This is a genomic window from Weizmannia sp. FSL W8-0401, assembly GCF_038009125.1.
In the GTDB taxonomy this organism is placed as follows: domain Bacteria; phylum Bacillota; class Bacilli; order Bacillales; family Bacillaceae_C; genus Weizmannia; species Weizmannia coagulans.
The window spans coordinates 1370673-1389686 of sequence record NZ_JBBPAG010000001.1 but is presented as its reverse complement, the minus strand read 5'-3'; the positions used below and the strand labels follow the sequence as shown (position 1 = coordinate 1389686).

Here is a 19014-nt window from a genome sequence, read left to right as displayed (position 1 = left end):
CGCATTCTACAGACAATATACGCGGATTGGGCCGGGAGTGTGACAAATGCCCACGTACAAAAACTTGTTGTTCGGCATAAGAAAACCGGTTGTTTTTCAAATCCGCACCGGCCGAAAATCAGCATCATCCAAAATGGCGGGGGAATTTGTCGGTTTTTGCGCTTTCCCGAGAAATAATTATCTGTATTAGTTTATGTTTCGGGGTCGGATAACAGTACACCATATATGAACTACCCTCCACTTATCAACCTTACGGTTTGATTGAAGTGGGGGCTTCTCGACTTATCGTTGCTTTTACTAGCCAACGAAAACTGACCGAGCTAACCCTCTTGTTCCAAGAGTTTTGTTACTTATGATAACGCTAATAAGCGTATACCTTCATTTTTGATATTGATTGCTGAATTATAGTCGCGATCTGCCACATAACCGCACGAACAACGGTAGGTGCGTTCAGATAGTTTCACAGGTTTTTCTGCACCACAACAAGAACACTTCTTAGTGGAGGGAAACCACTTATCAATTTTCACAAGTTGTTTCCCTTGTTCTTTTAGCTTATACGCTAAGAAAGTAGTGAACATTCCCCAGCCGTTATCATGAACGCTTTTCCCAAAGTGAAGGGCTTGAGACATCCCTTTCATGTTCAAGTCCTCAATCACGACAGCATCAAAGTTAGAAGCTAATTCTTTTGACTTATGATGAAGAAAATTCATGCGTTGGTTCGCCACTTTCTCATGTAACTTAGCCACTACTAGTCGTTGCTTGTTCCAACGTGCAGAACCTTTCTTTCTTCGAGAAAGAATTCGTTGTGCTTTTGCTAATTTTTCTGACATCACACGATAATAACGAGGATAATTGGCTTTCTCATTCTCGCTACTCACGTATAATTCAGCCATAGCAAAATCTAGCCCAATGACATTTTCTATTGTTTTAGGCTGTATATCTTTTTCGTATTCTGTTAGTACGGAAACATAATATTTTCCTGACTTTGTTCTGGAAATGGTACAGGATTTCAATTTATAATCAGCAGGAATTTCTCTATGCTGTTTGATTTTTACAAGCTTTAGTTTAGGCAACTTGATATGACCATCTTTCCATTCGATGTTTCCATTGACTAAGTTAGTTGTATAGGATTGTTTTGCTTTACGATTTTTGAACTTTGGAAAATCCGCATTTCCTTCAAAGAAATTCTAATAAGCAGTCTGTAAGTTCATTTGTGCATTTGCCAAAGCTAAAGAATCCACTTCTTTTAGGAATGGAAATTCACTTTTATATTTTGCAGGAGTCGGAAACTTTTGCTTTTTAAGCGATTCTTTATCATCCTTGAACTTTTCATACGTTTCTTTGCGTTCAGCTAACATCTTATTGTAGACAAAGCGAACACAACCAAATGTCTTAGCTAATAATGCGGATTGTTCTTTGTTTGGTAACAAACGAAACTTGAAAGCTTTGTTTTGCTTGGCCATATCAATTCACCTCACTTTGTGCGGAAAAATTTCGTATATATTGATTATATCGTAAAAAATCCGTACAATCAATATGAGGTGATAATCATGAGAGAAGAGAAAGAACGTGTAGAAATTCGTATGCCTAAGACGATATTAGAAAAATTGGAGCAATATCAAAAAGAAAATGGGATTCCAACTAGAACAGCCGCAATCTTAGAATTGTTGAGAAAAGGATTGGAAAAATAACTTTGGCTAAAGCCAACCGAAATTCATCTCCCACCTACTCATTGGTGCGATTCGCACCTTCACATTCCTTGAGGATGGGAGACTTCTTTCGGAAAGCCGTTAAAATGCCCGGCAAGTTGCCGGACATTTTGTTTTAATTTTCCTCAAAATTGATTTGAACATTTTTTTGCGGCTGGAACGTTGAAATCGCATGTTTGAAAACGAGTTGCTGTTTGCCGTCTGTTTCAATCAGCACGGTGAAGTTATCAAAGCCTTTTACCTGGCCGCGAAGCTGGAAGCCGTTCATCAAAAAGACTGTGACAACCGTACCGTCTTTCCGCAATTGGTTTAAATACTGGTCCTGAATATTGATAGCTTTGTTCATTACAAATCCTCCTCTTTCTCTCTATTTTAACCTGCTCATGACTAAAGCCGCGAGATTCCTGCAAACGCCGGTGGATCTCCGGTGATTTTTGGCAGGCAGCCCCCGCAGTTTCTGCGGTTCGGTGCCCGGAGCATCTCATGACTGAAGTCACGCGTGTTCCCGGCTATACTCTATATTATAAACTATTCGATTTTAATTGTAGCTTTCCTGCTATGAAAGCGGAAATTTCTTCAATTTTTTTTTCCTTTTCTTCCTCTTTTGTCATGTCAAACCACTCTATTTCCAACTTATTGCGGAACCAGGTGAGCTGCCTTTTGGCAAAACGCCTTGTATTTTGTTTTAAGCGGGAAACAGCCTCATCAAGGGTCGTGCGCCCGTCAAAGTAATCGTACAGTTCTTTGTAGCCGATCGCCTGGATGGACTGGACACCGCGCAAATGTTTGTCATACAACTTTCTCGCTTCCTCGATTAAACCGCGTTCCATCATTTGATCGACCCGTTCGTTAATGCATTGATACAGCTTCTCCCTCTCCATCACAAGCCCCACCAGCGCCGCACAATAAAGCGGTTCATGCTGTTGCTGTTTCTGGTAGTCTTGCATCGTCCTGCCGGAAAAATGGCATACTTCCAGCGCCCGGATCACCCTTCTCACATTATGCGGATGAATCTTTGCGGCACTTTCCGGATCGGTTTTTTCCAGTAATTTGTAAAGCAGGCCGGGCCCTTCCCGCTTTGCGATCTTTTCAAGTTCCGCGCGGTATGCCGGGTCTCCGGCAATGTCCGAAAAACGGTAATCGTATAAGACAGATTGTATGTAAAGCCCCGTGCCGCCGACGATCATGGGCAACTTGCCGCGGGAAGCAATATCGCTTATTTTTTCCCGTACCAGTTGCTGGAATTCAGCAACCGAAAAAGACTCATCCGGATTTTTAATGTCGATCAGGTGATGGGGAACCCCTTCCATTTCATCCTGCGTAATTTTTGCTGTGCCGATATCCATGCCTCTGTATACTTGCATCGAATCGCCGCTGATAATTTCAGCATCGAATCTTTTCGCGAGGCGGATGCTAAGCGCCGTTTTTCCTGATGCTGTCGGGCCGATCAGTACGATCAGTTTTTGTTTTGCCATTCGTACCCTACCTTTTATGCTGGAGATTGCAGCATTCTTTAAATCCCCGGATTTTTCTGTCTCTATCGTACCATAAAACAGCAAACAGAACATCTATACAGTTTCCCTTTTTTCGGGATTTTATTCATCATTGAAAATTCGCTTACAAAAAAATATTTAAAAAATGCATATAGGTCTAAAGTCCTGCTTCACATCCAATCCATTTATACTATATAATAAGGATAATGATTATGATCCATGTAAGGCAGGTTTTTGGTATGGTCAAAAATGACGAGCGTTTCTTTTTTATTATTGAATTAGGGCGGCTTTTGGATGAATACCACAAATGCCCGTATAAGGCTGTGAAAAAAAGCATATATGAAGATATCGTATTGCTCAGGCATGCCATTGGCCCTGATTCAAATGATATGCCTGCCGGCTCCGCTAAAAGGCCATCTTAAGCACAACCGCCTCCGAAACACGCTTATGTTGCCTTTTCTTCAAAACTGTTTTTCTAATCTTCTTATATTTCTCCGAAAGGGATGTTTGCATGGAAAAAATGAATCAGTATCCCACACTTTCCTCTGCCCATCTGCCCCGTATTATTTTGATCCTCCGCGAACAATTGATGCAGTGTGCCAAACAAAATGGCATGAACCACCCGGAAACGATCCGCCAAAGCCAATTATTGGACAAACTGATTTATGAATACCAGCTGGGCATGCTCGCACAAAGCAAGGGCGGCTCATTCCGTGATTAAATCCTTCAGTCCGTTTTCTCTCTTTTCAACAATAATATGGAGTGTGAAACCAGTTTTTTGCACGCAATGATTGCGTTATAATAAAATGACAGACTGCGAAACAAGAACTGAAATCTGACGGGAAAACGGCGTTCCTTGATTGATTACTATAACACCAATTAAGGTGAACCAAAACAAATGGAAAGGAGATTGGCAATGGATCAGAGGCTGGACATTATTCTGGATAAATTAAACTCGTTGGAATCAGGCCAAGTGGAATTGAACAAAAAATTGGAAGTTATGGAATCAGGCCAAATAGAACTGAACAATAAATTGGAAATTATGGAATCAGGCCAAGTGGAATTGAACAATAAATTGGAAATTATGGAATCAGGCCAAGTGGAATTGAACAAAAAATTGGAAGTTATGGAATCAGGCCAAATAGAACTGAACAAAAAATTGGAAGTTATGGAATCAGGCCAAGTTGAACTGAACAATAAATTGGAAGCTATGGAATCAGGCCAAATAGAACTGAACAAAAAATTGGAAGTTATGGAATCAGGCCAAATAGAACTGAACAAAAAATTGGAAGTTATGAAATCCGGCCAGGATGAACTTTATCAAATGGTTCGGGCAATCCGCGACCGCCAGGAAGAAACCGATGCAAAGCTTGATGCCCTGTCAATGGATGTCCACCATGCCCATGGCGAAATTGCAGGTGTCAAGGACGCTGTTAAAGAACTGCGTGAAGGGGTTATTTTTGTAAACCGTAAAGTCGCCGATACGGAATATGAAGTCAATCTGCTAAAACAAAGAAAACAGTAATCCATTTTGCGAAGCGCTCCGAAAGAACAGCGTCCAGCAATAAATGTAGCCAAATTGTAGTCAAACATCCGTTAAAAAGAACGAAACCCCTTGTTTAACAAGGGGTTTCGTGATCGGGGATTACATGACACGTTTGAACATTTTTTCGAGTTCGTATACCGAATAGTGGATGATGATCGGGCGGCCGTGCGGGCATGTAAACGGGTCGGATGCCATCCGGAGCGCATCAAGCAGCGCCTGGATTTCGTCATTGCGCAAATGCCGGTTCGCCTTGATGGACCCTCTGCAGCTCATCATAATCGCCGCTTTTTCACGCAATTTTTTTACATCGACTTTTTTTATGGAAAGGACATGCTCGATCATTTCCTCAATGACTTCTTTTTCCTCATTTTTCGGGAACCATGTCGGATGGGAACGGACAATAAAGCTGTTATGCCCGAATGGTTCAAGGAAAACGCCGACCTCTTTCAGCGCTTCAAGGTTCTCCTGAATTTTAATCGCTTCATCCGTCGCGTATTCCAAAGTCAGCGGCACAAGCATTTCCTGCACCTCTTTTTTCACTTCGCCGACTTTTTCACGGAAAAATTCATACTTGACCCGCTCCTGGGCAGCGTGCTGGTCAATGATATACAGGCCGTTTTCATTTTGTGCAAAAATATACGTGCCGTGCATCTGGCCGATCGGATACATCGGCGGAATGCGGGATGCCGGCTGCTGTGCCGCCAGCTGCCCCTTTGCCTCTTTAACATCCAATGCAGCACGCACCGGTTCGCGGATCTCTTCCGGTAAAACGGGATCCGAATTTCCTCCTGAAAATGGCGGGAAATCGGCGGTCGGCTGTTCCGCATCCGGGCTTTTATAAGGCTGCCCCGTTTTCGCTTCCTCCGGCCGGGGCGATGGGTGCGGCGCAACCGGCGCAGAGAAAGCTTTCGGGGTTTCCGGTTTCGTTTTTTCCGGCAAATGGTCAAGCTGGAACGACACCTGTTCCTGTTTTAGCTTTTCTGCCTGCCGCACCATGCCGGACGGAATCAATTCCTGCTTTTTGAAAGCAGCTTTAATCGCGTCCGTAATCGCCCGGCACAGTTCCTTTTCTTTGCTGAACCGCACTTCCAGCTTGGCCGGGTGGACATTCGCATCGACTAACACCGGATCCATTTTCAGCGATAGCAGCACAATCGGGTAGCGGCCGATCGGGAGCAGTGTATGGAATCCTTCCAATATGGCTTTTACAAGCGCGTAATTTTTAATAAACCGGCCGTTTACCATCGTGGAAATATAATTGCGCGAAGCCCGCGTAATTTCCGGCAAAGCGATAAAACCGTTGATTTCAAAATCAAGCGTTTGGCTGTGTACCGGAATCATTTTTTTGGCAATGTTCACGCCGTAAATGGCGGCAAGCACCTGGCGCACATCGCCGTTCCCGCTTGTCTGAAGCAGCATCTTTCCGCCGTGGCGGAGGCGGAAAGACACCTCGGGATGGCTGAGCGCGAGGCGGTTCACCACATCGGTAATATTGCCGAGCTCGGTATGGATCGACTTCATATATTTTAACCGCGCAGGCGTGTTAAAAAATAAATCGGTGACCGTAATTTCGGTTCCTCTCCGGCTCGGCGCCTGTTCGCGGGCCACCCATTTCCCGCCTTCAATGACCGCTTTTGTCCCGGGCCCGTTTCCGGTTGAGGTGACCATCTCAACACGGGCAACAGCCGCAATGCTCGGCAGCGCTTCGCCGCGGAATCCGAGCGAACGGATCCGGAACAGATCATGTTCGTTTTTAATTTTGCTTGTGGCGTGGCGTGAGAAAGCAAGCTCAACATCTTCAGGCTCGATGCCGGTTCCATTATCAATCATACGGATTTTTTCCATACCGGCTTCCCAGACATCAATTTCGATGACCGTGCTTTCCGCGTCAATGGCATTTTCCGCCAGTTCCTTCACGACAGATGCCGGCCGTTCAACCACTTCACCGGCTGCAATCCTGTTCGAAAGCGACTCGTCCAGTTGTGCAATTTTTCCCATCGCGGACAACACCACCTATTTTTTTAATTTTTTCTGGATTTCATAGAGTGCATTCATGGCCGCAAGCGGCGTCATCTCAAGCAGATCGAGTTCCCTGATTTGCTTGAGCACCTTTCTTTCCTTTGCTTCAACGGTTTTCTGGCGCGGCGTTTCTGGCTCTTCAAAAAAGGACAGTTGCGCGGGTTCGCTGGTACCAGCCGCTTCCGGGGGGTTCATTTGCGTCTCGCCATTATCCTGGTTTTCAAGCGCATGGAGGATTTTTTCGGCGCGACGAATTACTTGTTCCGGCAGGCCGGCCAGTTTTGCCACATGGATCCCGTAACTTTTATCTGCAGGGCCTTCTTTGATTTTATGGAGGAAAACAACTTTGCCGTTTTGCTCCATGGCGGTGACATGGACGTTTTGCAGCTTGCCCAGATCTGCAGAAAGCGCCGTCAGCTCATGATAATGGGTGGAAAAAAGCGTTTTGGCCCCGATTTCATCATGGATGTATTCGATCATCGCCTGGGCAAGTGCCATCCCGTCATATGTAGACGTTCCGCGCCCGATTTCATCAAATAAAATCAGGCTTCGTTCCGTTGCGTTTGCAATCGCGTTTTTCGCTTCCAGCATTTCGACCATGAACGTACTCTGACCGGAAATGAGATCATCAGCTGCGCCAATCCGTGTAAAAATCCGGTCAAAAACCGGTAGCTCCGCCTCGCGTGCCGGCACAAAGCAGCCGATTTGCGCAAGGATTACCGTCAGTGCAATTTGCCGCATATACGTGCTTTTCCCGGACATGTTCGGCCCGGTAATCAGCAGAATCTCCCGGTTTTCATCCATCAGGCAGTCGTTTGGCACATAGCTTTGCGAATCGAGCACTTTTTCAACAACCGGATGGCGCCCTTCCGTAATCTTCAGCACGCCGTCTGTCCGGAATACCGGCTTTGTGTAGTGGCGTTTTTCGCTTACGACGGCAAAGCTTTGCAGCACATCAATCGTGCTGACCGCTTTTGCGAGGCGCTGCAGCCGCGGAATAAATTCTTTTACATGTGCCCGGATTTCCGTAAACAGCTCGTATTCCAGGTCGATCATTCTTTCTTCCGCCTGCAAAATAAGCGCTTCTTTTTCTTTCAATTCCGGTGTAATGAACCGCTCGGCATTCGCCAGCGTCTGTTTCCGTTCATACCGGCCTTCTTCGAGCAGGTGGAGGTTTGCCTTCGTCACTTCGATATAGTAGCCGAACACGCGGTTGTATCCGACTTTCAGCGACTTGATCCCGGTCCGCTCGCGCTCTTCGCGTTCGAGGCTTGCAATCCACTGCTTGCCGTTTTTGCTTGCGTCGCGGTAACGGTCCAGCTCTTCGTTATAGCCGTCACGGATCATCCCGCCTTCCTTCACGGAAACCGGGGGACTGTCCTCAATGGCGCGTTCGAGCAAATCTGTCAGTTCTTCGCACGGGTCAAGAAGCGCCGCCAGTTTTTTGCTTTCCGGGCTTTCCATGCTCTCCATGACCGCCCGGATGCCCGGGATTTGCTGCAGCGAACATTTCAGCTGGATCAGGTCGCGCGCATTCACATTGCCGAATGCCACCCGGCCGGCAAGCCTTTCGAGATCGTATACTTCCTTCAGGCGCCCGCGAATATCCTCCCGTTCAAAGTAATGGTTTAAAAAGGTTTCCACCATTTGAAGCCGCGCTTCAATTTTTTCTTGCTTAAGAAGCGGCCGGCCGATCCACTGTTTTAAAAGCCGTCCGCCCATGGCCGTCATCGTTTCATCGAGCAGCCATAAAAGCGATCCTTTTTTTCCTTGCCCGCGGATCGTCTCTGTCAGTTCGAGATTGCGCTTGGAATAATAATCGATGTTTAAAAACCGGCGGACTTCATACATTTCAACCGGCTGTAGATGGTCGAGGCTCCTTTTTTGCGTGCGGAATAAATAGTTTAACAGCCTTGCCGCAGCCAGCTGCAAAAGCTCCGGTTTAAGCTGGGGCAAAAGCTTTTCAAAGCCTTCCTTGACGGCGGTATCCGTTTCGAAGGAAATGGTGATATTTCCTGTATTTTTCATCAGCCGCGCGTACTCATCCGGAAATTCCGGATCTACCACAGCTTCTTTTGCGCCGATTGACGCCAGTTCATTCAGCACTTCTTCAAACGGGCCTTCCAACAGGCAACCCTTGCCCTCCCCTGTTGACAAATCAATATAGGCAATCGCGAAATGCCCGTCCGCCAGGGATGCAACAGACGCAATATAGTGGTTTTCTTTTTCTGCGAGCGATTTGCCCTCCATCAGGGTGCCGGGGGTAATCAGCTGGATGACTTCCCGCTTGACAACGCCCTTTGCCAGTTTCGGGTCTTCCATCTGTTCACATATTGCCACTTTATAGCCTTTATCAATCAGCTGTTCAATATAAGTGCTGGCGGAATGGTACGGTACCCCGCACATCGGGATTTTTTCGTCGCCGCCGCCGTCCCTGCTCGTTAATGTAATTTCAAGTTCCTGGGACGCTTTAATGGCATCTTCGAAAAACATTTCATAGAAATCGCCGAGGCGGAAAAATAAAAAGGCATCCTGATATTCCGCCTTCACTTGCAAATATTGCTGGATCATTGGGGTATACGCAGCCATTCTTACCAAATTCCTTTCCTGCTTATCAATCATTCTTCAATCCTGTTTATTATAACATATTTGCATAAAGGCCTTCATAAATTGAAATACGGATCATTTTACAAAAACCGGGCCTTGTCTGTTGATTTTCAATGCCTCCTCCGGGGTGCCGGGTTTTTTCTTTCCTGTGGCAAAGCCCGCTGTGGGGATCCGGGAAAAACTTTAATCGCATTCTAAGCGGCACAAGCGTTTTGGTGGTGAAATCCGCCGCGCCCAGAAAAAAACTAGGAGTGTATGCCTCCTAGTTTGCGGCTTCTATTCTTCTTCACTTCCCACTAAAAAGTCAGGGTTTAATTCTTCAAACTCGTCGCTGCTTTCTTCCCATTCATCATCATCGCTGCACCCTTCAGGCGAGATGGCAACACAAACTTTTGTTTCACCGATGACTTCCACGAGAAACTCTCTTTCGACACTGACAATGATTTTATTGCCGTTTGGCGAAATGACCGCTTCAATGCAATTCGGCTGCTGCAGGACGCTTGCGATGACTTCTTTGTCGTCCAGGCAATCCGGATCCCTGTAATGCAATTTAACGGTATCGGTATACTCGACTTTTTCCGTCATGACCGATGTCTTCGTATTGTCATTATGGGAGTACCAGATGTTCACATCATAAGAGCCGCGGATTTTAACTTCTTTATCTATTTTCCTGGCTTCGTACTTATGGTTGATAATCCAGCAGCCTAAAATGCTCGAAGGATGCTGCGGCGGGCAAATCGTATGATTGGACTGCGTAAATTTGCGCCCTTTCGCAACGACTGCTTTTGTAATGATTTCTCTATATTCTGCCATTCGAGCGAACCCTCCTCATCTATTTTCAATTCATCCTATGCTTTTACCCAGGCCGGTGTGCCAATTCTTTTTCCCGCCACCTCCGGGTAATCCTAACATATGCCGCGGCTCTGAAGGAGTGCCCGTACCCGGGAATGGATTTGCCTTGGGCGTGCAAAAAAAAAAAAAAAAAAAAAAAAAACGGTGTGCACCCGGGTGCACACCGTTTTTTTCAGTGGAGGGTGCCGGAAGAATATTTCACCTGGGATCCGGTTTGGCCTTTTAAAAGATCGCCGCCGGTGGATTTGATGATTTCATCCGTAACCGTATTGGAAATGGTGTTTGTTACAAGCTGGAGCAGGTCGTTTACGTCCGTCTGCGACTGCTTGAACTCCTGGACGACCGGGATGCCGTCCAGTTCTTCTTCCAGTTCGTCTATTTTGGCTTCCACTTGTTTTAACGCTTCTTTTTTTCCATAATGCTGCAAATTGACAGCCTGCTTTTGCAAAGCTTTGATATTGGCAATTAAATTGCGGACTCTCTCATTTTCATTGATTTGCGCTTCCGCCCGTTTAAAAAAATCCACTTCTTCCGTTTCCGCAATCATTTTCGCCAGTTCGGCAGCTTTTGCGACAATATCATCTTTTGTAAACTTCTGCATCACGCTTCCACCCCGGCCGGATCAAGCACAGCCACCATTTCCCCGTCCAGTGACCATGTTTTCGCCTTCGTAATTTTTACCTGCACGAGTTTTCCAATCGCTGATTTCGGGCCTTTGAAGTTGACAAGTTTGTTTTTGCGTGTGTAACCGGCTAAAATTTCCGGATTGTTTTTGCTTTCGCCTTCTACAAGCACTTCCACAACCTGGCCTTCGTATTTTTCCATGGCTGCTTTTGAATAGGCATTGACGAGTTCATTCAGGCGCTGCAGCCTTTCCTTTTTCACTTTCATCGGGATATTGTCTTTCATTCTCGCTGCCGGCGTGCCTTCGCGTGGGGAATAAATAAATGTATAGGCCGTTTCGAACCCGACTTCTTTATACAGGGACAATGTTTCTTCAAACTGCTCTTCGGTTTCGTTCGGGAAACCGACAATAATATCGGTGGACAGCGCCACATCCGGAATCGCGGCTTTGATTTTTCTGACGAGTTCCAAATATTGTTCCCGCGTATATTTGCGGCCCATAATTTTTAAAATTTCGCTTGAACCGGACTGGACCGGAAGATGGATATGCTCGACGAGGTTTCCTTTTTTCGCCAGCACTTCGATCAGGCGGTCGTCGAAATCGCGCGGATGGCTCGTGGTAAAGCGGATGCGCGGGATGTTGATTTTGCGCAGATCATCCATCAAATCACCAAGGCCGTATTCAAGGTCGTCAAAATCTTTTCCGTAGGCATTGACGTTCTGGCCGAGCAACGTGATTTCCTTGTAGCCTTTGGCGGCCAGTTCGCGCACTTCCTGGATGATGTCTTCCGGGCGCCTTGAACGCTCTTTTCCGCGCGTATACGGCACAATGCAGTACGTGCAGAATTTATCGCATCCGTACATGATGTTCACCCATGCCTTGATGTTGCCTTTGCGCACTTTCGGCAGGCTTTCGATCACGTCGCCTTCTTTGGACCATACTTCCACAACCATTGCCTTGGACATATACGCTTCTTTTAAAATGTACGGCAGGCGGTGAATGTTGTGGGTGCCGAAAACCATATCGACATGCGGGTGTTTTTGCAAAATTTTATTGACGACGGATTCTTCCTGCGACATACAGCCGCAAACCCCGATCAGCATGTCCGGTTTTTCCGTTTTCAACGGTTTCAGGTGGCCGATTTCGCCAAACACTTTATTTTCGGCGTTTTCACGGATGGCGCATGTATTCAGCAGAACCACATCCGCATCTTCCACCGTTTCGGTCGGCGTGTAGCCAAGCTGCATAAAAATGCCGGCCATCACTTCCGTGTCATGTTCGTTCATTTGGCAGCCGTAAGTCCGGATGTAAAATTTCAATCCGTCGCCCATGCCTTTTAAGTCTTCATCGATTTCAAAGTCTTTAAAATACTGGACCGGTTTCCGGCTGCGTTTTCTTGCTTCTTTTAAATTTGGCGGAATATAAACCGATTGGAAATATTTGCTGTAGTCCTTTTCGGATTTTTTGTCCGCAGGCTCTACAGGGTTCACTTGCTGCTGTTCCAAACGCTGTTTCTCGTTCATGGCAATCCCCTTTCTGTTTGCACCATGCCGCGCTATTGCGGCAACCATATAAACATCATGCGTATAACCAGTATAAATGGTTTTTTCTCCTATTACAACAAACCTCGTGCCCGGGTATGTGCCAAGTTTTTCACGATCTAGGAACAACCGGGCTTCAAATCCCGGTTGTTTAACCAATTAACACGGATCTGTTCGCGGTTTGTGCCGGAGTCGCATTTGGCAAAACGCCGGGGATTTGCGCTTTACCGGAAAAAAGGGGGCTTACCTCCGCGCCCGGCGCAAAAAGCCTCTTCCTGTATCAGGCAGAGGCTTTTTGCGTTTCTCATCCGTTTTGGATTTTATGCCTTTACTTGCGATAAAACATGTTTAAACGTGCGGATAACCTGGTCGACTTCTTCATAGCTGATCGTAAGCGCCGGTTCAAAGCGCAAGGTTTTTGAATTAATCAATGTTCCCGCAACAAGCACACCCCCGTCAAACATGCCTTTTGCCACTTCATAACCGAGTTCATCCGAGTGGAATTCTACTCCGATCATTAATCCTTTCCCGCGGACTTCCTGGACAATGTCTTCGTGGCCTTTTGCCGCCTCTTTTAAGCCGTTTAAAAAATATTCCCCGCAAGCAGCCGCGCGTTCCGGCAGTTTTCCCTCGATGAGGACGCCGATCGTGGCAATTGCCGCTGCACAGGCAAGCGGATTTCTGCCGAAAGTGGTGGTATGCATGAACGGATTCGGGAACCAGCTTTTGAACACTTCTTCTTTCGCGACCACCGCGCCGGCCGGCATCACCAGGTAAGAAAACACATCTTTTGCCGTTTTATAGCGCTTTTTCCGGAAGACAAAGAAGGCAATAACAGATAAATTGACGAATGTAAAAGCAATAAGAGCGCCAAAGTTGATAAACGAGGAAATGAGCTCCAGGCTGGGCGTGATCGCAAGCAGCGACACCAGGCCGACAAGGATTACATTCCAAGCGGGGGTCCGGAATTTTGGATGCACGTATCCAAACCATTGCTTCGGCAGGACGCCGTTTCTCCCCATCACATATAACAGCCGTGAAACACTGGCATGGGAAGCAAGGCCGGACGCAACCGTGGCGGCAAATGCACCGGAAATAAACAATAACTTAAACAGCGTTCCGCCCACGTACAATCCGATTTCGGGCAATGTGTCATCCGTGTTTTTAAAATGAGAAACGTCCGGAAACAAGGCTTGCGCGAAATAACTGGCGATAAAAAAGACCGCTCCGCCGATAAAAACCGTCAGCATGATCGCTTTCGGCATGATTTTGGGATCTTTCGCTTCCTCCGCATACATCGTCACCGCATCAAAGCCGATAAACGAGAAACATACGACTGTCGCACCCGTCAGGACCGCGCTCAAACGGACACCGGAGTGGTAAAGCGGATCGAAAGTGATAACCGTGCCTTTTCCCATCCCGTGCGAAAATTGTACAATGGCCAGCACAAGAAAAGCGGCGATCAGCACCAATTCAAAAGCAACAAGAATGGTGTTCATATTGGACGTTTTCCCCATGCTCCATACATTGATGCCCGTCACGCCGGCTACATACGCCACCACCCAGACCCAGGCGGGCACGTTTGGAAAGACGGATACCATATAAATCCGGATAATTAAAGCATTCACCATGGGCAACAGCAAATAGTCGAGCAACGCCGCCCATCCGACAAGGAACCCGAGATGGGGGTTCATCGTTTCCCTTGTATACGTGTAGGCAGATCCGGCGTTCGGGAAAACTTTTACCATCTTCCCGTAACTGATAGCGGTAAACAGCATGACAATCAAAGCTGTGATATAGGCAAGTGGCACCACCCCATTGGTTTCCTTTGATACGATGCCAAAAGTATCAAACACAATGGTAGGCGTCATATACCCTAACCCGAGTCCGACGATGGCCCATAAACCGAGTGAACGCTTTAATGTCACATTCTCCAATTTTATCATCCTCCCTCTCTATTCCACAAATCAAAGATGTTTGCTTTTTGGTACGCCAATAAGGCAGATCCGCTTCCATCCACGCGGAGGACTATTATTCTACATCTTTGCAATTTTCATACCAATTGCCAGAAAAACAAAGGGAGGATTTAAAAAACTCAGAATTTGGGAAAAGCAGCCGCGGGATTTCGGAGGGACAGGCGGGAAAAAGGAAAACTTCTTATGCAAAAATGCATAGCATAATCTATTTTGCATACCATTGGAAGGCAAATTAACGAAAGCCGTGGATGCAAAAAACGGCGGGGACATGTTTTGATATCCCGCCGTTTTGAGGTAAATTTTCATTCACTTGGAGCCTGTACAGGGAAGTTTGAAAAGCGCGCCGTACTCACCGGCATTTTGCGTATCCGCATCAAATCATAAGGTTTTACAGGATGGTCGGTGATCGTTTTCACGGTCATCAGCGCATTCGGGGCACGTTCAATGCATTTGCCGTCTTCATCCCAAAGCTTGCGGATGGTTTGTGTGAAACGGGAAAACCCCGGCCCGTAAAACTCCACTTCTTCCCCTGCCGCAAAATGGTTGCGCTGTTCAAGCGTGGCGATTTTTGTAGCCGGGTCGTAATCCAAAACGCGGGCAGCGAAAGTATATTTCGGGATTTTGCGGGGGCGCCCGAACAGTTGCTGGCGGGCATCCGGTTCCCCAAAGTAAAAACCGGTTGCCAGTTCCCGTTGTGCCACTTTCCAAATTTCTTCTTCCCACGCCGGGTCAAAAACAAAATGGCCTGGATCTTCGCAATAGGCATCGACAATCGCCCGGTACACATTCGCCACAGTCGAAACATAGTGGATCGACTTCATTCTGCCTTCAATTTTAAAACTTCCCACACCCGCTTCAATCAATTCCGGCACGTGATGGATCATCGTAAGGTCCACCGCACTCATGGAAAACGGCTCGCCGCCGGCTGTTAAGATGCCGGCCCCATCATTTTCAAACAAGTCATATTTCCAACGGCACGACTGGGCGCATCCGCCCCGGTTTGCGTCGCGGTTTGCCATATGGTTGGACAGCACGCAACGCCCGGAATACGAAATGCACATCGCCCCCTGTACAAACGCTTCTATTTCCATACCGGTATTTTTCCGGATTTCGCGGATTTCTTCAAGGCTGACTTCGCGGGCCAGAACCACCCTTTCGACCCCTTCCTGCTCCCAGAACTGAAGCGCTTTGTAATTTGTTGCAGAAGCCTGGGTCGACAAGTGGACGGCAAGTCCGGGCGCCTCTTCCATACAAATGGTGATAAAGCCCGGGTCGGAGATGATGACAGCGTCAATCCCGATCTCCTTTAGTGTGCGGAAAAAATCCCCTGCCCCTTCATCATCGCCTTCATGGCCGACCATATTTGCAGCTACATACACTTTTGCGCCGCGGGCATGCGCAAAGCGGACCCCTTCCTTCATCTCGCCGTACGTAAAATTGCCGGCTCTCGAACGCAAGCCGTAAGCCTGTCCGCCAATATATACGGCATCCGCGCCATAGCGGACGGCGATTTCCAGTTTTTCAAGATTTCCGGCCGGCGCAAGTACTTCCGGTTTTTTGATGATGTTTCGCATATTCTCCCTCCTACTGTACTTCATCCGGCTGCCGCAGGAAAAACCCCGTGCCAAGCTTCCGCGTTTCCGGCTGCAATTGCAAAAGCTCAGCTGAAAAACGCGCCGCATCAAATGTGCCGGACAGCACCGCTTCTTTTGCCCGGACATAAAGGGCGGCAATGTCCGTAAAGGTTTCCCCTTCGGCCAAAATGCCGTCGAGTTTCCACGTATCCAGCCCGGCCCTGTGCAGATCCGGCAAATACCGAATGAGCGCAATGTCTTCTGCGGAAAAAATATGGGTGCCATTTTCATCCTCAAAAAGCGGATACTGCTTTTCCCGGTCTTTCTTCTCGCTGATGCTGAGCCTGTCACGGACAGTTGTGCCGGCATCAAGATGCGCAAATTGGGTGTAATTCGAAAGCAAACGGCGCTTCGAATGGTGGATGCATGTCGGGCCGTATACTTGTACCTCGACGGGCTGCCTGATTTGCGCCTGTATTTCTTTTAATTCAATAAAAGTACATTCGCGTGCCGCCACGGCACCTATTGCCCCGCGTTTGAGCCAGAACTTTATCTGGTTTGCCGATGTGACAAGCGTCTGCGCATCGTAAATATAAGGCAGATTCAGTTTCATTTCTTTTAAGAGCTGTATCACGCCCGGATCCCCGGCAGTGATCGCATCCACTCCCGCTTTTTCAAGCGATGACAAATATTCCGGAAGCGCCTCTATATGTCCGTTGTGCATCAATCCGTTAACGGCTGTATACACTTTCCTGTTCTGCCGGTGTGCAAACTTTGTAATGTCGCCTATTTCTTCAAGCGTGATATGGCCGGGCATGCGCAGGCCGAAACGGTTCCCTCCGATATAGAGGGTATCCACTCCGGCCGCAATCAGCGCTTCAGCCTGCCCGGCCGATTCAGCGGTAGCAACGATATGGATCAACTTCCACCCCTCCTTCAGCCGCTTTTTCAGGCTGCAGTAAAAAAACCGCCAAAAAGGCGCAAAGATAAAGTGCGCCACGATTTTACTTTATCATGGGTACGGGTCTTTTTTGCCGGCAAAGTATGACAGTTTCCGCAAACCTTTTTTCCATGCAAAAAAAGCTGCCTGCTTCTGCAAACAGCGTTTCTTTCCAATCTATATCAGCGGGGTTCAACGATGAGTTTAATAGCGGTTCTTTCTTCTCCTTCAATCTGAATGTCCGTGAAAGCCGGGATGCAAATTAAATCCACACCGCTCGGGGCCACAAACCCTCTTGCAATGGCAACGGCTTTTACAGCCTGGTTAATGGCGCCCGCCCCGATCGCCTGGATTTCCGCCCCCCCTCTTTCACGAAGAACACCGGCAAGTGCACCAGCTACAGAATTAGGATTAGATTTTGCTGAAACTTTTAATATTTCCATTCCTTCTCCTCCTCGTATAATAAGTTTAAATCCAAAGTGGATGTCAATTTCCAGTTCATTCTGCTGCTCATTGACAAGTGAATATAAGATTTTGTATTCCGGGCGAGCCCGGAATACAAGTTCGGACTTGGACGCTTCGCGATGTTCCCGGATAATGGTCTTAGGATCGTTTGGGTCAATGCTTCCCCTCCTTGTAGCCTGACTACTCGAAAAGTCTGCATCCCCAGGTTCTTGCTTGAACGTCTAACCCGTAGGCCGTTCCTCCGGATCTCCGTGCTGGAAATGAGCAGTTCCAGGCAGCCCACGGCCCGGATGAGTTCTCATACGCGAGGCTGACAGATCGGCAAGCCATCTGGGGATATCCCGAAGCGTCCGATTCCATCGATCCCAATACAGAGAGGAGGAAATCATATGCCCTTATTTGTCGGTATTGACGTGAGCTCCAAAAACCTCGATGCCTGCCTGATGGATGGAATGGGGGAAACGTTGGCCACCCAAACGGTGACAAACAATCTTCCCGGTGCCTCTGAGTTAAGAGACACCATCCTCCAACATGCGGAGGCGGATGACACCATCCAGATCGCCATGGAGGCCACATCTGTGTATAGTTGGCACCCGGCAATGTTTTTCCATGAAGATCCCGAGCTGAAACAGCGTCGTACAAAGGTGTTTACCCTGAATCCGAAGCTGGTGAGAAATTTCAAAAAGGCTTATGCCGAGATGGACAAGACCGATCCCAAAGATGCCTGGGTAATTGCGGACCGCTTGCGTTTCGGGAGATTGCCGAAATCCGTGATTCAGTCAGAACAATACCTTGCCCTTCAACGGTTAACACGGATGCGCTATCACCTGATTCAAAGTTTAACCCGGGAACAACAGGTATTTTTGAATCATCTGTTTTTCAAATTCAGTGCCTTTAACCTTGAAGTGGATACATCGGTCTTCGGCCATGCCATAACGGAATTTTTGCTTGAGGCCTATAGCCTCGATGAAATTGCCCAAATGCCTCTGGAGGACTTAGCGATGTATCTCCAGACCAAAGGCCATGGCCGCTTTAGCGATCCCGAGGATTTGGCCGCATCCATCCAAAAAGCTGCCCGGTCCTCTTACCGGCTTTCTAAATGTGTGGAGGATTCGATTGACTTGGTCCTGGGCAGTTCTATTGAGATCATCCGGCATCTTAAACGCCAAATCAAGGATTTGGATAAGGCGATTGCCCGCGTTCTTGATGGAATCCCGAATACCCTCCAGACCATTCCGGGAATAGGCCCGGTGAGCTGTGCTGGGATTCTCGCTGAAATCGGCGACATTGAGCGCTTTGACGACCAAGCCGCGATCGCAAAATTTGCCGGATTGTTCTGGCCCCGCCACCAATCGGGTGATTTTGAGGCTGATGACAAAATGCTTGCGCGTACAGGCAATCGTTATCTCCGGTATTACCTGGTTGAGGCTGCCAATCTGGTCCGGCGACACGAACCTGAGTACCGCGCCTTTTACCAAAAGAAATATCGTGAGGTGCATAAGCACTCACACAAACGCGCCCTCGTCTTAACGGCAAGAAAACTGGTGCGCCTGATCGATGCGCTGCTCCGCAACGATCAAATTTATGCGCCGAAAAAGAAGGTGACGCGATGAGGTAACCAGGTAACCATCATCGATAGCCTGAACTTGAAAACTTCCAGATTATTC

General features: G+C 47.5%; 16 protein-coding genes and 1 pseudogene. 4 read left to right on the top strand and 13 right to left on the bottom strand.

Going from position 1 to position 19014, the window contains the following annotated elements:
• Positions 1 to 350 precede the first annotated feature (350 nt).
• Positions 351 to 1463 (bottom strand): annotated as a pseudogene (locus NSU00_RS06555) (RNA-guided endonuclease TnpB family protein).
• 87 nt (positions 1464 to 1550) lie between these two features.
• On the opposite strand from NSU00_RS06555, the gene NSU00_RS06550 reads away from it, so the two are divergent.
• A complete protein-coding gene (locus NSU00_RS06550; protein WP_003352379.1) occupies positions 1551 to 1691 on the top strand; it encodes a ribbon-helix-helix protein, CopG family in 141 nt (46 codons plus the stop codon).
• A 133-nt stretch (positions 1692 to 1824) separates the two neighbouring features.
• On the opposite strand, the gene hfq is transcribed toward NSU00_RS06550, so the two are convergent.
• Complete coding sequence (gene hfq, locus NSU00_RS06545) at positions 1825 to 2055, bottom strand: RNA chaperone Hfq (protein ID WP_013859183.1); 231 nt, start codon at positions 2053 to 2055, stop codon at positions 1825 to 1827.
• A gap of 175 nt (positions 2056 to 2230) precedes the next feature.
• On the bottom strand, positions 2231 to 3184 hold the full coding sequence (gene miaA, locus NSU00_RS06540; RefSeq protein WP_166633757.1) for a tRNA (adenosine(37)-N6)-dimethylallyltransferase MiaA: 954 nt from the start codon (positions 3182 to 3184) through the stop codon (positions 2231 to 2233).
• Between the two features lie 529 nt (positions 3185 to 3713).
• Here miaA and NSU00_RS06535 point away from each other — a divergent pair.
• Positions 3714 to 3923 carry an aspartyl-phosphate phosphatase Spo0E family protein gene (locus tag NSU00_RS06535; RefSeq protein ID WP_340702555.1) on the top strand — a complete coding sequence of 70 codons (210 nt, stop codon included), beginning with the start codon at positions 3714 to 3716 and terminating at the stop codon, positions 3921 to 3923.
• A 195-nt stretch (positions 3924 to 4118) separates the two neighbouring features.
• On the top strand, positions 4119 to 4727 hold the full coding sequence (locus NSU00_RS06530; protein WP_340702554.1) for a hypothetical protein: 609 nt from the start codon (positions 4119 to 4121) through the stop codon (positions 4725 to 4727).
• Positions 4728 to 4847: 120 nt separating this feature from the next.
• Here NSU00_RS06530 and mutL read toward each other — a convergent pair whose 3' ends face one another.
• The 10 genes from mutL to NSU00_RS06480 form a co-directional block, all read right to left on the bottom strand.
• Positions 4848 to 6746, bottom strand: a complete 1899-nt coding sequence (gene mutL, locus NSU00_RS06525; protein ID WP_340703553.1) for a DNA mismatch repair endonuclease MutL — start codon at positions 6744 to 6746, stop codon at positions 4848 to 4850.
• Positions 6747 to 6761: 15 nt separating this feature from the next.
• Positions 6762 to 9389: a DNA mismatch repair protein MutS gene (gene mutS / locus NSU00_RS06520; protein WP_340703552.1), complete on the bottom strand. Its 2628-nt coding sequence runs from the start codon at positions 9387 to 9389 to the stop codon at positions 6762 to 6764.
• Between the two features lie 261 nt (positions 9390 to 9650).
• Positions 9651 to 10187 carry an outer spore coat protein CotE gene (locus NSU00_RS06515; protein ID WP_013859176.1) on the bottom strand — a complete coding sequence of 179 codons (537 nt, stop codon included), beginning with the start codon at positions 10185 to 10187 and terminating at the stop codon, positions 9651 to 9653.
• A 211-nt stretch (positions 10188 to 10398) separates the two neighbouring features.
• On the bottom strand, positions 10399 to 10827 hold the full coding sequence (locus NSU00_RS06510; protein ID WP_019721128.1) for a RicAFT regulatory complex protein RicA family protein: 429 nt from the start codon (positions 10825 to 10827) through the stop codon (positions 10399 to 10401).
• Positions 10827 to 12374: a tRNA (N6-isopentenyl adenosine(37)-C2)-methylthiotransferase MiaB gene (miaB, locus tag NSU00_RS06505; RefSeq protein WP_265115371.1), complete on the bottom strand. Its 1548-nt coding sequence runs from the start codon at positions 12372 to 12374 to the stop codon at positions 10827 to 10829. Before miaB ends, NSU00_RS06510 begins: the two co-directional genes overlap by 1 nt.
• 338 nt (positions 12375 to 12712) lie before the next feature.
• On the bottom strand, positions 12713 to 14338 hold the full coding sequence (locus NSU00_RS06500; protein WP_340703551.1) for an amino acid permease: 1626 nt from the start codon (positions 14336 to 14338) through the stop codon (positions 12713 to 12715).
• A 332-nt stretch (positions 14339 to 14670) separates the two neighbouring features.
• Positions 14671 to 15942 carry a peptidase U32 family protein gene (locus NSU00_RS06495; RefSeq protein ID WP_013859171.1) on the bottom strand — a complete coding sequence of 424 codons (1272 nt, stop codon included), beginning with the start codon at positions 15940 to 15942 and terminating at the stop codon, positions 14671 to 14673.
• A 10-nt stretch (positions 15943 to 15952) separates the two neighbouring features.
• A complete protein-coding gene (locus NSU00_RS06490) occupies positions 15953 to 16864 on the bottom strand; it encodes a peptidase U32 family protein (protein WP_061566937.1) in 912 nt (303 codons plus the stop codon).
• 200 nt (positions 16865 to 17064) lie between these two features.
• Positions 17065 to 17325, bottom strand: coding sequence for a stage V sporulation protein SpoVS (gene spoVS / locus NSU00_RS06485; protein ID WP_013859169.1), 261 nt, complete (start codon positions 17323 to 17325; stop codon positions 17065 to 17067).
• Positions 17313 to 17504, bottom strand: a complete 192-nt coding sequence (locus NSU00_RS06480; protein WP_340703550.1) for a hypothetical protein — start codon at positions 17502 to 17504, stop codon at positions 17313 to 17315. Before NSU00_RS06480 ends, spoVS begins: the two co-directional genes overlap by 13 nt.
• Positions 17505 to 17736: 232 nt before the next feature.
• On the opposite strand from NSU00_RS06480, the gene NSU00_RS06475 reads away from it, so the two are divergent.
• A complete protein-coding gene (locus NSU00_RS06475) occupies positions 17737 to 18960 on the top strand; it encodes an IS110 family transposase (RefSeq protein ID WP_237349286.1) in 1224 nt (407 codons plus the stop codon).
• The last annotated feature ends 54 nt before the right edge of the window (positions 18961 to 19014 follow it).

Excerpts from the sequence above, each read along its gene's own strand:
- NSU00_RS06550 (WP_003352379.1), top strand. The coding sequence starts at position 1,551 with ATGAGAGAAGAGAAAGAACGTGTAGAAATTCGTATGCCTAAGACGATA.
- hfq (WP_013859183.1), bottom strand. The coding sequence starts at position 2,055 with ATGAACAAAGCTATCAATATTCAGGACCAGTATTTAAACCAATTGCGG.
- miaA (WP_166633757.1), bottom strand. The coding sequence starts at position 3,184 with ATGGCAAAACAAAAACTGATCGTACTGATCGGCCCGACAGCATCAGGA.
- NSU00_RS06535 (WP_340702555.1), top strand. The coding sequence starts at position 3,714 with ATGGAAAAAATGAATCAGTATCCCACACTTTCCTCTGCCCATCTGCCC.
- NSU00_RS06530 (WP_340702554.1), top strand. The coding sequence starts at position 4,119 with ATGGATCAGAGGCTGGACATTATTCTGGATAAATTAAACTCGTTGGAA.
- mutL (WP_340703553.1), bottom strand. The coding sequence starts at position 6,746 with ATGGGAAAAATTGCACAACTGGACGAGTCGCTTTCGAACAGGATTGCA.
- mutS (WP_340703552.1), bottom strand. The coding sequence starts at position 9,389 with ATGATTGATAAGCAGGAAAGGAATTTGGTAAGAATGGCTGCGTATACC.
- NSU00_RS06515 (WP_013859176.1), bottom strand. The coding sequence starts at position 10,187 with ATGGCAGAATATAGAGAAATCATTACAAAAGCAGTCGTTGCGAAAGGG.
- NSU00_RS06510 (WP_019721128.1), bottom strand. The coding sequence starts at position 10,827 with ATGCAGAAGTTTACAAAAGATGATATTGTCGCAAAAGCTGCCGAACTG.
- miaB (WP_265115371.1), bottom strand. The coding sequence starts at position 12,374 with ATGAACGAGAAACAGCGTTTGGAACAGCAGCAAGTGAACCCTGTAGAG.
- NSU00_RS06500 (WP_340703551.1), bottom strand. The coding sequence starts at position 14,338 with ATGATAAAATTGGAGAATGTGACATTAAAGCGTTCACTCGGTTTATGG.
- NSU00_RS06495 (WP_013859171.1), bottom strand. The coding sequence starts at position 15,942 with ATGCGAAACATCATCAAAAAACCGGAAGTACTTGCGCCGGCCGGAAAT.
- spoVS (WP_013859169.1), bottom strand. The coding sequence starts at position 17,325 with ATGGAAATATTAAAAGTTTCAGCAAAATCTAATCCTAATTCTGTAGCT.
- NSU00_RS06475 (WP_237349286.1), top strand. The coding sequence starts at position 17,737 with ATGCCCTTATTTGTCGGTATTGACGTGAGCTCCAAAAACCTCGATGCC.